The sequence below is a fragment of the Telmatospirillum sp. J64-1 genome (assembly GCF_006980715.1).
Taxonomy (GTDB): Bacteria; Pseudomonadota; Alphaproteobacteria; order Rhodospirillales; family Magnetospirillaceae; genus Oleiliquidispirillum; species Oleiliquidispirillum nitrogeniifigens.
Genome location: NZ_SBHN01000041.1, coordinates 1 through 12,612 on the forward strand (window position 1 = coordinate 1; position 12,612 = coordinate 12,612).

A 12,612-nucleotide genomic window follows, 5' to 3' on the forward strand; every position below is an offset into this window, starting at 1 on the left:
ACCGTCGCCGGCCTGTGGAGCCTCATCGGACGGCTCGTCGATCTGGTCTTGCCCGCCGAATGCGCCAACTACTTCAGATCGTGCGGCTATGAGCCCGATTGATCGAAATCCGCTCTAGGCCAAATTTGCGCCGGCTTCACCGCAATCACGGGCATTGGATTAATTGCCATGCCCACAGGCATTCTGGCGGCGGCCTTTTCAGATGCGATTCAAGCGCAGCACATTGCAGCTGCCGCTGGAGAACAGGACCAGGAAGCATCAGAAGCTGGATGAAGGTGAGAGAAGCGTCTTCACCATGGCGCCTCCACCCGGCCCATTATCCTGGAGCATCTTTCGCTGATGCGGTCAGGATGGGAAGATGCAGCAAGTCCATGCGGCGTTAGGCGGTTGCGGCAGGGGCGCGGCAGGTGCTGAACCTGACCATTTGAAGGATGAGTTTTGAGGCCGTAATCCATCTCCTTTCCTTCCGGCTGTCTTCCACCCTTTCCTTTTCCCATGCTATCCAGATACTCCTGGTGGTTGATGGGAGGGTGGGATGACAGTGAAAACGATTGCCGAGCCAGAAGTCCGTGTCGAGGTGGCTTTGGCCCCGCGTGTCAATCTTGCTTTTCACCAGAATTCGATCCCTCTGCTGCGTGAAGTGACCATCCGCAATGGGGGTGAAAAGCCGCTTTCTGATGTGGAATTGGTGGTTCAGTCCGAGCCAGCTTTCTTCAAAATTCGCACATGGCGCATCGATGCGATCGGCCCTGGCCAAAGCTATCATCTGAGCAATCTTGACTTAAGCCTTGATGCCGGTCTGCTGAGCCGTCTGACCGAGGCCGAGGCGGGGCAGGCGGTCTTTGTGCTCAAGGCTTGCGGCGAGGAGGTGGCGCGGCTTATTGAACCGATTGAACTATTGCCGCGCAATCATTGGGGCGGTATCGGTCATATGCCGGAAATGGTGGCTGCTTTCGTCCAGCCCAATGATCCGGCGGTGGACCGGGTTCTCAAAAGAGCCGCGGATATCCTGCGCGAGCATGGACGCGAGGGGGCGCTGAACGGCAATGAGGGCGGCGCCAAGCGGGCCTGGGAATTGGTGTCCGCCCTTTGGGCGGCGGTGGGCAGCTTGGGGCTGGATTATGCTTTGCCGCCGGCCAGTTTCGAACATGCCGGCCAAAAGGTCCGCAGCCCCAGCCAAGTCTGTGAAAACGGGATTGCCACCTGCCTTGATACAACGCTTTTGTTCTGTGCTTGTCTGGAGCAATGCGGCCTCAATCCGCTGATCGTGGTCACCCATGGTCATGCCTTTGCCGGTGTCTGGTTGCGTGCCGAAGATTTCAGCTCGGTGGTGGTCGATGACGTAACGTCCCTGCGGAAGCGGGTGAAGCTGAACGAAATGGTGCTTTTTGAAACCACCCTGGTGACCCATCGTCCCTGTCCGCCTTTCAGCCGGGCGGTGGAACATGCGGCAAAGGCGATTGCGCCGGAACTGGAGAGTTTTGAACTGGCGGTCGATATCCGCCGTGCCCGAATGCAGCGTATACGTCCGCTGGCCTCGGCCGAGGCTGCGCCGGTTCAGGCTCCGGCTGAAACCGAGACCGTGGCGGCGCCCCTGTTCGAGGATGCCCCTGATTTGCCGGATGAGGACGTCCAGCCGGTCGAGGAAAAGCCTTCGACGCCGCAAGGTCGGCTTGAGCGCTGGCAACGCAAGCTGCTGGACCTGTCCCTACGCAACAACCTGCTCAATTTCCGCGCCTCGAAGCGCGTGCTCCGGCTGGAGGCTCCCGATCCTGGGCAGCTTGAAGATTTTCTGGCTGCTGGGCGCAAGATGCGGATCCTGCCTCATCCCGATCTGATGGAGGGGGAGGATCCGCGCAGCCAGGTCATCCACGAGGAACGCCATGGCGAAGATGTGCGGCGCAATCATGCCCTGGATGCCTTGGCACGCAATGAGTTGCTGGTGCGGCTGGAACAGTCCGAACTGGAAAGCCGGCTGGTCGATCTCTATCGCACCGCCCGGTCATCGCTTCAGGAAGGGGGAGCCAATACCCTCTTCCTGGCTTTGGGGTTCCTGTCCTGGAGGCGGGAAGAGAAGGAGGACAAGGCCTATCGCGCGCCTTTGATCCTGTTGCCCATCACGCTGGAGCGCAAAAGCGTCAAGTCGGGCTTCACCCTGATGCTCCACGAGGACGAGCCGCGTTTCAACCCGACCCTGATCGAGATGTTGCGCCAGGACTTCGGTCTTGCCCTGCCCATCAATGAAGGAGAATTACCCAGGGATGACAGCGGCCTGGACATCGCCGGCATCTGGCGTATGGTCGCGCAGGCGGTCAAGGACATCAAGGGATGGGAAGTCGTCGAGGAGGTTGTCTTGTCTACCTTCTCCTTCGCCAAATACCTGATGTGGAAGGATCTGGCCGATCGCTCGGAGCAACTGAAGCAGAACCCGGTTGTCCGCCATCTGATCGAAACCCCGCGCGAGCCTTATCCCAGCCCGCAGAGCTTTCCCTATCCCCGTGAGCTGGACCGCAGCCATGGGCCGGAACAGACCTTCTGTCCGCTGCCGTCCGATTCCTCGCAATTGTCAGCCGTCATGGCTGCGGCCAATGGCAAGGACTTCGTGCTCGTTGGCCCGCCGGGGACCGGCAAGAGCCAGACCATCGCCAACCTGATCGCTCAATGCTTGGCCGAGCGCAAGACGGTGCTGTTCGTCTCGGAGAAAATCGCTGCACTTGATGTGGTCTATCGCCGCTTGCGCGAGGTCGGGCTGGGGGAGTTCTGCCTTGAGCTTCATTCCAGCAAGGCGCGCAAGCTTGATGTGCTCGACCAGTTGCGGCGCTCCTGGGAGGCCAAGGGAGAGGTCGATGCGGAAGAATGGAAGCGCGAGGCTTGGCGCCTGTCCGATCTGCGCAGTCAGCTCAATCTTTATGTCGAGCATCTGCACAAGAGGCACCGCAACGGCCTGACAGCCCATATCGCCATCGGGCGCATTCTGTCGGGCAGCGAGCTTCCTGCATTGGGCCATTCCTGGCCGTCCGCCGATGCTCATGACCATGAGGGTCTGGACCGCCTGCGCGACTTGGCCGAGCGTCTGGATGTCAATGCCAGCCAAGTCGGCAGCGTCGCCGATAATCCGCTGGGCCTGATCGCACATGCGGAATGGTCGCCCAACTGGCAGCAGACCCTGCTGAAGGCGGCGGCTGATTTGCTTCCTGCGGCTGAAAGGCTGGAACAGGCAGCCAAGTCCTTCCATCAGGTGACGGGGCTGCCGGATTGCGGCCTTGCCCGGCGGGGGCGGGATGGGCTTGCCGCCTTGGCGCGGCTGCTGCCCGAGGCGGCAGGGCGGGATTGGCGCTTTGCGCTGCGCCCGGATGCCCGCTCCATCGCCGACGGGCTGGGGCAGGGGATGGCCCTGCTGAAGCGCCATCAGGACCTGATGGGACAGCTTTCGGTGCCCTTCGGTGAGGATATTGCGCTTGCCCTGCGGCAGGGGCTGGAACTCGTGGTGCGTCATCGCAGCCTCACCGCCAGCCTGTCCGTACCTTACGCGGCTCCGGCCCTGGCCGGACTGGATGTGGTGCGGTTGAAGACAGATTGGGACAAGGCGGAAAAAAGCTTCTGGCCGCTCGGCTGGCTGGGCCGCCGTTCCGTACGCTCGGCGCTGGCTGCCGCCGCCGAAGGCGGGCAGGATGCCGATGTCGGTGCCGATCTCGAGCGGCTGGTAGCCCTGCGCAAGATCGAAGACGAGATTGCCGCCTTGGGGGATCTGGCGGCGCGCAGTGGTGTGCCGTGGGCTGGCTTGAGTACGAAGACCGAGGATGTGGAAGCGGCTCTTTCTTTCCGGCAAGCCCTGGCAACGGCGCGCGAGGGGCGCGACTGGCAGGATGACGGCTTCCTTGCCATCGCCGAGGGGCGGTGCGGCGCGGCGATGGCGGCCGACCTGGACAGGATGCGGGGGATCAGGGCGCTGGAGCGCGAGGTTGCGGCGCTCGAGGACTTGAGCGCCAGGACCGGTGGGCTCTGGGCCGGGCTGAGGACGCGCCTGGATGAATTGGAGCAGGCGCTGGCTTTCCGCGAGAAACTGGCTGCCGCCATCGCCGCTCTTGCCGACACGCCCGAGGCTTTGGCCGACGTCAAGACACCGCTCGAACGCCTGTTGGGCGACGGAAACCCTCTGCTGGAAGCGACCGGCGCGGTGGCCGGGGCGGGGAAGGAATATTGTGACGGCTTGGATGTCTATGCCGCCAAGCTTCAAGAATTTTTCCGCCAAGCAGGGATCACTTCGGCTGATACGGGAGCCATGCTCGACGACACACCAGCTTCCGTCATCGCCCTCTGCCAGCGCGTCCAGGCCCAGGCCGCAAAACTGCATGCCTGGTGTTCCTGGCGCAAGGTTCGGATGGAGGCAATGGCTCATGGCCTTGCGCCGCTGGTGGCCGCGATCGAAACCGGGATTGTGGCTCCTGGCGGCGTGCGCGAGGCCTTCGAGGTGGATTATTGCCGATGGTGGCTGAACGCGGTGGTGGATGGCGATCAGGTGCTGCGTCATTTCGTCTCAGCCGAGCATGAAAAGCGCATCGCCGATTTCCGCAGGCTCGATGACCGCTTCACCGATCTGACGCGGGCCTATGTACGGGCCGGGCTTTGTGCCGAATTGCCCGATCAGGAGGGGATCGGGAAGAATTCGGAATGGGGCGTGCTCAAGCGTGAAATGCAGAAGAAGACCCGCCATCTTCCGTTGCGCGAATTGGTGGGGCGGATGCCTACGGCATTGACCAAGCTGGCGCCGTGCCTGCTGATGAGCCCGCTGTCCATTGCCCAATATCTGTCGGCCGAGACGGCGGCCTTTGATCTGGTGGTATTCGACGAGGCCTCGCAGATTCCGGTCTGGGATGCGGTGGGGGCCATCGCGCGCGGGCGCCAGGTGGTGATGGTCGGCGATCCCAAGCAGTTGCCGCCTACCAATTTCTTCGGGCGTTCCGACGAAGAGGGCGATGACGATGTCGAAACCGAGGGTGATCTGGAGAGCATTCTTGACGAATGCTTGGGCGCCAACCTGCCGGTGCTGAATCTGACCTGGCATTACCGCAGCCGGCATGAAAGCCTGATCGCTTTCAGCAATCATCGTTATTACAGCGGCGGGCTCGTCACCTTCCCTTCACCTGTGACCGAGGACCGCGCGGTCAGCTTCCATTTCATTCCCGATGGCATCTACGAAAAGGGCGGGGCACGTATCAACCAGCAGGAGGCCAAGGCGCTGGTGGCCGATATGGTCTGCTTGATGAGGGACCCGGTTTTCGTCGCCAGCCGCCAGACCATCGGCGTTGTGACCTTCAATTCTGAGCAGCAGCGGTTGATCGAAGACTTGCTGGACGAGGAACGCCGCAAGGACCCCAGCCTGGAACCTTTCTTTGCCGAGGATGCCCTTGAACCGGTCTTCGTCAAGAATCTGGAAAGCGTACAGGGTGACGAGCGGGACGTGATGTATTTCTCCATCACTTACGGTCCTGACCGCAGCGGTGCCGTTTCAATGAATTTCGGCCCTATGAACCGGGATGGCGGTGAACGCCGTCTCAACGTCGCCATCACCCGCGCCCGTCATGCCTTGCGTGTTTTCTCCAGCCTTCGACCCGAACGGATGGACCTCAGCCGCACCAAGGCCGAAGGCGTGAAGGACCTGAAGCATTTCCTGGAATTTGCCGAGCGCGGCAAGGACGCCCTGGCCGAGGCCAATTTCGGTTCGATCGGCGATTACGACTCGCCTTTCGAGAAATGGGTGGCCCAGGCTTTGGCCGGGCGGGGATGGCAGGTCCATCCCCAGGTGGGCGTCTCCTCCTTCCGCATTGACCTGGGCGTGGTCGATCCTGATGCACCGGGCCGCTATCTGGCCGGTGTGGAATGCGACGGCGCCACCTATCACCGTTCGGCAACGGCACGCGACCGTGACAAATTGCGCGAGCAGGTGCTGCGCGGTTTGGGCTGGGAAATCCTCCGCATCTGGTCCACGGATTGGTGGCATGACGCGGCAGGGGCCCTGGACAAGGTCCATGCCCGCCTGACGGAATTGCTTGAACAAAGCCGTGCCCGCCGGGCAGCGGAGGAAGCGAGGAAAGAAGCGGAAGCCCATGAGGTGCCGGTTGTCGTAGAGGCCATCGAAACAGAGGCCATTGAAGACGTGATAGAAGAGCCTCCGGTCGCTGAAAAGGCTGCCCCAGCGTCGCGCCGTCAGGAAGACGACCTGTTCCAGGGGCAGGATTTTCAGCTTATTGCCAGTCGAGCAACCGGCCTGAGCGAGCCGCCGGTTGCCGCCTTCGATGTGCCAAGCCAATTCCGCGAGGCCGATCCGGCATGTGTCGGCACTCCCGATCCGAACCGCTTTTTTGATGCCGGATATGAACCGGTTCTACGAGCAATGATTGCCGAGGTGGTGACTGTGGAAGGCCCTGTGCGCGATGATGTTCTGGCGCGTCGCATCGCCCGCGCCCATGGCTGGCAGCGCACCGGCAGCCGCATCCGAGACCGCGTTTCTGCCCTGGCCGCCCAGGATTGCGAGATCGAGGCCGAAGGCGATCTGCTGTTCGTCTGGCAGCGCGGCAGCGACAAGACGTGGCAAGGACCTTTCCGCCGCCCTGCCAGCGAAGAAACTGCGCGCCCGGTTGATGAAATTGCCTTGGCCGAATTGGCTGCTCTGGCGCGAGAGGTCATGGAATTAGGCGAAAGCGCCGAAACCGGCATCACCACCATGGCCCGCATCCTCGGCCTGAAAAACCTTCGTGCCGCCTCGCGGGAGCGGCTGGAAGTCGCTTGGGCGTGGAGGTGCGCTCCGTGAAAAAGATGAGCTAAAATCCAGTTTCAGCAGGTGCCTTGAGGGTCAGTGGATATTACGTGTTCGGCATAAGCCATATCCTGCCCCCGCAACCAAATACAAAAAAGCCCAGCCTCATAAGGCTGGGCTTTGTCGTTTTCGGATGAATGCCGGGCGGAAGGCCGTCTCCTCTCTGTTCTCAGGCGGCGCGGGGTGCAGGGTGGCTGAGGAGGTCGCGCAGCGCACGCTCCTCTTGTGCTAGCTCGGGTGAGCGGATCGCGCCGAATGCTTCTGCCGCCGCCGCGGTACGTGCCGACGCATCCGGCAGGCTATCCGGTCCCTCGAGCCGGAACGAAGCCGGGGAGAGCGGGCCGAACAGAAGCGCCCGCTCCAGCTCCGGCCAGCGGTTACGGTCGGGCTCCACGTTCGCCTTGCGCGCAAAGAGCAACGCCATGTCCTGCATGGTAACCGTGGCCGGGCCACTCCGTCGCGCGTGCGCCGCCGCCAGACGTTCCTGCAGGGCCTGCCGCCCGGGCATTTCCACGAAACCGGCCCATGCATAGGCGATCCAGCGTGCCTGAAGTTCCAGCACTGGGTAGGCTGGCCCAACAAGATCATAGAGGCCGATAAATGCTAGGCCCTCCAGATCCGGATGGAATGTGTGGTCGCTGAGATCGATATGAGTTTCGTCGAGCCCGAGACACTGCGCTATTTCGCCCGACAGGAAAGGTAGCGACAGGCGGTAACCGGTGCCGAACAGGATTGCGTCGAACTCTCCTGCGGTTCCATCCGCAAAACGTACCGTCCGCCCCTCGATGCGCTCGATCCAAGGCCGGACCGAGATGCGTCCCTCGGCGACGAGCGGCAGGAAGGCTTGCGCCTGCGAGATGCCCGCGGTGAAGATGTTTTCGTCCGGTCGCAGCGCGCCGAACTGGTCAGGCGTGCCCGCCACGGCTGTCACCTTTGCCTTTAGCCCGGAAGCGAGTGCATCCGGTGGCAAGACCTCTCCCGCTAGGGCTGCCGCGCGCGTGAACATCACATGGTCGGTCGGGACGCCAGCCATCAGCTTCGGCAGGATGTAGCGCTGCCGCCGATAGCAAGCCGTGACGCTGCGGGCGCCGGAGACCGCGAGGTCGGAAGCGATTTCGAGGGCACTGATCGAGCAGCCGGCGACGAGGACATCATGGTCGCGGTAAACGGAAGCGCCGTCATAATGCGCCGTGTGCGAGGCGCCGAGCACGCCGGTAAAGCCGTTGCAGCCGGGGATTTCGGGAAGGCTTGGCGCGATGTAGCGGCCGGTTGCCACGACCACGCGGGCGAAACGTTCGAGAGAGAGTTCCCCGTCGCGCCGTGATGTGACCAGATAGCCGCCTTCTGCCTTTTCCAGCCGTTCGACACGGGTGCGGAAGCGTATGCGGCCGGTAAGCTTGAACTGTGTCGCGTACGCTTCGAGATAAGCAAGCATATCCTCCTGCCGCGGGTAGACGGGCGTGCCCGGAGCGTGGTCGAGATCCGAGAAGGCGGTCATCACGCGGCTAGTGTTGGTACGCATGCCGCGCCAGGTGGCGCTGAGCGGCGAGAACGCATTCCATTGGCCGCCGAGCCCCGAGGAAGATTCGAACACAATGGGTTCGAAGCCCTGTGCGGAAAGCCAGCGGGCGGTGACGAGGCCGGCGGGACCGGCGCCGATCACGGCGACGAGGTGAGGAGGCATGTGTAGAATAGCGGTCATGGCGGATCCTTTCTTATCTTCGTCGGCCCCTGCTTACACCTTCCGCCGAAGCGCGTTTCCTAAATCCTTCTTAAGTGGCCTGCCTCCATTCCTAAAATATTGTTAAGCTCAATCTGTCATGATTGGGGGGCTTTAATGCGGCTCGATCAGGATCTCGCAAGTTTCATGGGCAGCCCGGTGATGATCATCCTGGGCACGAGTGACGATGCTTTGCAGCCGGAGATTGGTCGCGGCGTCGGGGCGCTGGTCTGGCCGGAAAAGGGCCAGGTGGAGTTGGTGATTTCCGCCTGGCAATGGCCCGGCACGCTGGCGAATGTACGGGCCAACGGCAGGCTCTCCGTGACCTTCGCGCGGCCATCCGATTATGTGTCCTACCAGGTGAAGGGGCGCGCCTGCGTGGTGCCGGCCACCAAAGATCATCTCGCCCGGGCGGCAGCCTATATCGATGCCGTCGGCGCGGTGCTGGCGGAGCTCGGCCTTGGACGGGATATTGCCGCTCCCTGGCTCGTCAATCGCGATCCGGCGGTGCTGAGCCTCTCAGTTGAAAGCGTATTCGTGCAAACTCCCGGCGCGAAAGCCGGCCAGATGCTGCAGGGTGGTTCATGACGATCCGGCTTCGCGATCTCGCCGCCTGCTTCGACGGTGTCATCCCGTCCATCATTGCCACCGCCGCTCACGACGGTACGCCGAACATCTCCTATCTTTCCCATGTGCAACTGGTCGATGACGAGCATGTCGCGCTCTCGAACCAGTTCTTTTCCAAGACGGCAGCCAATGTGCAGGCGAATCCCGCAGCGGCACTCTTGGTCGTCGATGCACGTAATGGCGAGCAGTATCGTCTGGACGTGCGCTTTGAGAGATCGGTTGAGAGCGGCGAGCTCTTTGAGGAAATGGCCGTTCAGCTGCGCGCGGCGAGCGCCCAAATCGGCATGGCCGACATAATGCGGCTGCGCGGCATCGACATCTATCGTGTCGGGGCGATCCGTCATGTGCCGTCGCCAAAGGAAGCCGTTGACTTCCTGCCAGCTGAGAACCCGTTGCTTTCCGCAACCGCAGAAATCGTTCGCCGCATATCCCAGGAAACGGAAATTGGCGCCATCATCGATGCTGCGCTCGACGGGCTTCGTGACGAATTGTGTCATGCCTACAGCATGGCGCTGCTGATGGATCCGGCCGGGGAGCGGCTCGTCACAATCGGAAGTCGCGGCTATGACCGCACGGGCATCGGCTCCGAGGTTGCCATCGGAGATGGCCTGATCGGCTTGGCCGCGGCGGAGCGCCGTCCCATCCGGGTAAGCGACATGAGCCGGGTGCGCCGCTTCGGGTCGGCGATCCGCATCTCAGCCGTCGAAGCCGCCGAGGAAAACCGCACACGCACCATCCAATTGCCGGGATTGCCAGAAGCCATGAGCCAGATGGCGCTACCGATGGTCGCTCATGGGCTTCTTAGGGGCATCCTCTTTGTAGAAAGCCCTAAACGCTTTGCCTTCACGCGGGAAGATCAGGCTGCACTCGCCATCATCGCCGCACAAGCGGCGGGCGCGATCGTACTCGCCGAAAGCGAGGCCGTGGAGGCTGCCGCTGCTATGGCTATCCCTCTGACCTCGCCGGGGCGCCAGTTCCAGGTCATCCATCACCCCTATGACGACAGCGTCTTCATAGAGAACGAATATATCATCAAGGGTGTGGCAGGCCGCCTGCTTGTCCACCTCCTGCGCCTCTACCTTCGCGAAGGCCGGACCGAGTTTACCAATAGAGAAATCCGTTTCGCCCCCGAACTACGCTTGCCCGACTACAAGGACAACCTTGAGACGCGCCTCCTTCTCCTGCGACGGCGCCTGGAAGACAAGGCGACGCCAATCCAGCTTATTCATGTCGGGCGTGGCCGCATCTCTCTCGCGGTAGCTGGGGCTCCTGTATTGAATAATGAAAGTGGCTGAGGCAACCGCTGATTCAAAGAGTCGCCATCGCGGCGATGCCCCCCCATTGAGCGCTGCCACGCCTGGCTCAAGCAGTGCAGAAACGTTACCGGCCGTTATGAGAAACTGGCCGTCAATTTCCTGGCCCTGGCCAGACTCGCCAGGATCCGGCGATGCCTCAGGCTGCTCGATCCGTCAGACAGAACCTAGGTGCCAGAAAGAAATGAATGTGACGCCCCGAACGGGGCGTCACACAAAGGGCCAGTTAACGAGAATCAAGTTCCTGGAGCGTAGTCGGCCTTGCCGCTTTCTGCTCGGCCTCCAGAAGCGACAGATTCGGACGATGCGCCGCAACGCATGAGAGCACGCTCCCGACCACGCACGCGATGGCAGCAAGCTCTATCGTGGTTGGAAGCCGCTGCTCCCAGAGAAAGCCGTAGAGCAGCGCGAAGAGGGTTTCGAACAGGATCATCTGGCCGACCATGGTAAGCGGCAGCAGTCGGTTCATTCGGTTCCAGAAGGCGTTGCCGACAATCGAGGCGGAGATTGCCACGCCCGTCGCAATGGCCACAAAGTGCAGCCAATCGCCGGTAGCGTGGCCGCGCTGGTCGATCAGAAAGACTGGGACCGCGAGCAGCACAGCCTGTGCACCCGTCACCACACCAATTAACAAGCTCCAGTCGTGCGCGGAAACATGGTTGAGCCGGGCGAGCCAGCGACTATTGCCCACAGCATAGGCAGTCCAGGAGGCCAGCGCACCGACCGCGCAGAACAGCCCCATCGCCTGAACCTCTTGCAACTCGGTTTTGGCGTTACCCAGGGATTGCCATCCGATGCAAAGGATGCCGGCGCCGCCGAGTACGAGCGAGGGCAGCAATTTCCTAACCGGCACCGCGTCGTGGTCTCGGCTGCCGATGATGGTGACTGCGACCGGCAGGAACCCAATCACCAAAGAGGTCATCGCCATCCCGCCCAGCTGTACGGCCGTGGCGAGCAGGGCATAATAGAGAATGTTGCCGAGCAAGCTCAGCCAGACCAGCGCCCACCACTCTGTTCTTCCGAGACTTGCGTACAGCGTCCACCAGCGTGGGATGACGAGCATGACGGCAAAAATGCCATAAGCCAGATAGCGCCCAACGGCGAGTTGAAGCGGCGTGAACTCTCGCGCCAGTTCCGGCGCGAGAAAAACCAGCCCCCAAATCGCTCCGGCGATGATGCCGTACCCGATTCCCAGCCAAGTCTTGCTCATTTCGATCACATGCATTACTCGATCCGGGGTCGAGGATGCCATCGAATGCGGAAGCGTTCTTGTCCTAGGCTACTGACTTTTGGACCGAATCTCTCGGTGCTGGCGCCGATAGGCCGCTGGGGTCAACCCCGTGGCCCGTCGCATCGCGTGCGTGAATGCGCTTTGGTCGGCATACCCGGCGCGGTAGGCAATCTCTGCGATCGACTGTTCCGACAGCGTGAGCCATTCGCATGCTCGCTTCAGGCGCATCTCCGCCAGCCACGCGCGCGGGGTGGTGTTGAGTTCGGCGCGGAAGAGCGCGTGCAATCGACTGACGCTGACGCAGGCACGCTCAGCCATCATCTCTGCTGTCCACGGCAGTCCGAGCTTGGGCTCGATCCCTGCCAGTAGTGCCCCAAGCCGGGAATGGGGCCGTGCGGGCTCGTGTACAAGGGCGTCGAGCAGCAGAGGCACCCAGAGGCGAACGTTGGTCCCCGACGCGCCGCCACTGCCCACCAACAGGCTCATGTAGTCGATCAATTTGTTTGCCGCTGGGGTCAGCGGCACAAAGGGATGTCGGATCAGCCGATCGCCAATCTCCGGTTCCAGAATAGCGGGGTCGAGATCCACGATGAGCGAACGGTTCGGCCCATCGCTCATCTGCGAATGAGAGGAACCGGGTTCGACGAAGGCCGCCCGACAAAGCCTAAGACGGCTTCCCGTTCCGGCGATGTCGATCTCCAAGGTACCGCTCAAGGGTAGAACAAGTTGAGCAAAATCGTGTCGATGAGCGCCTTGAGCCGCCCCGTAACTGCGCACGTCGATGTTAGAGCGGATTTCGATCAATCGGGCTCATAGCCGCACGATCTGAAGTAGTTGGCGCATTCGGCGGGCAAGACCAGATCGACGAGCCGTCCGATGAGGCTCCACAGGCCGGCGACGGTGC

At 62.0% G+C, this 12,612-nt stretch carries 6 protein-coding genes; 3 read left to right on the forward strand and 3 right to left on the reverse strand.

The features are described 5' to 3' along the window. Window positions 1-535: 535 nt before the first annotated feature. Window positions 536-6,811: a DUF3320 domain-containing protein gene (locus EPD66_RS22855; RefSeq protein ID WP_142850879.1), complete on the forward strand. Its 6,276-nt coding sequence runs from the start codon at window positions 536-538 to the stop codon at window positions 6,809-6,811. 175 nt (window positions 6,812-6,986) lie between these two features. Here EPD66_RS22855 and EPD66_RS22860 read toward each other — a convergent pair whose 3' ends face one another. Beyond that, the gene (locus EPD66_RS22860; RefSeq protein ID WP_142850880.1) at window positions 6,987-8,519 is read right to left on the reverse strand and encodes an NAD(P)/FAD-dependent oxidoreductase; all 1,533 of its coding nucleotides are present in this window, start codon (window positions 8,517-8,519) and stop codon (window positions 6,987-6,989) included. A gap of 135 nt (window positions 8,520-8,654) precedes the next feature. Between EPD66_RS22860 and EPD66_RS22865 the strand changes: the two genes are divergently transcribed. Both EPD66_RS22865 and EPD66_RS22870 read left to right on the forward strand, forming a co-directional pair. Then, the gene (locus tag EPD66_RS22865; protein WP_142850881.1) at window positions 8,655-9,125 is read left to right on the forward strand and encodes a hypothetical protein; all 471 of its coding nucleotides are present in this window, start codon (window positions 8,655-8,657) and stop codon (window positions 9,123-9,125) included. Further along, window positions 9,122-10,459, forward strand: a complete 1,338-nt coding sequence (locus EPD66_RS22870; protein ID WP_142850882.1) for a pyridoxamine 5'-phosphate oxidase family protein — start codon at window positions 9,122-9,124, stop codon at window positions 10,457-10,459. The genes EPD66_RS22865 and EPD66_RS22870 overlap by 4 nt, the downstream gene beginning before the upstream one ends. Before the next feature lie 244 nt (window positions 10,460-10,703). On the opposite strand, the gene EPD66_RS22880 is transcribed toward EPD66_RS22870, so the two are convergent. Further along, on the reverse strand, window positions 10,704-11,702 hold the full coding sequence (locus tag EPD66_RS22880; protein WP_255448620.1) for a DMT family transporter: 999 nt from the start codon (window positions 11,700-11,702) through the stop codon (window positions 10,704-10,706). A 54-nt stretch (window positions 11,703-11,756) separates the two neighbouring features. Next, the gene (locus tag EPD66_RS22885; RefSeq protein WP_142850883.1) at window positions 11,757-12,512 is read right to left on the reverse strand and encodes an AraC family transcriptional regulator; all 756 of its coding nucleotides are present in this window, start codon (window positions 12,510-12,512) and stop codon (window positions 11,757-11,759) included. Window positions 12,513-12,612 lie beyond the last annotated feature (100 nt).

Excerpts from the sequence above, each read along its gene's own strand:
- EPD66_RS22855 (WP_142850879.1), top strand. The coding sequence starts at position 536 with ATGACAGTGAAAACGATTGCCGAGCCAGAAGTCCGTGTCGAGGTGGCT.
- EPD66_RS22860 (WP_142850880.1), bottom strand. The coding sequence starts at position 8,519 with ATGACCGCTATTCTACACATGCCTCCTCACCTCGTCGCCGTGATCGGC.
- EPD66_RS22865 (WP_142850881.1), top strand. The coding sequence starts at position 8,655 with ATGCGGCTCGATCAGGATCTCGCAAGTTTCATGGGCAGCCCGGTGATG.
- EPD66_RS22870 (WP_142850882.1), top strand. The coding sequence starts at position 9,122 with ATGACGATCCGGCTTCGCGATCTCGCCGCCTGCTTCGACGGTGTCATC.
- EPD66_RS22880 (WP_255448620.1), bottom strand. The coding sequence starts at position 11,702 with ATGCATGTGATCGAAATGAGCAAGACTTGGCTGGGAATCGGGTACGGC.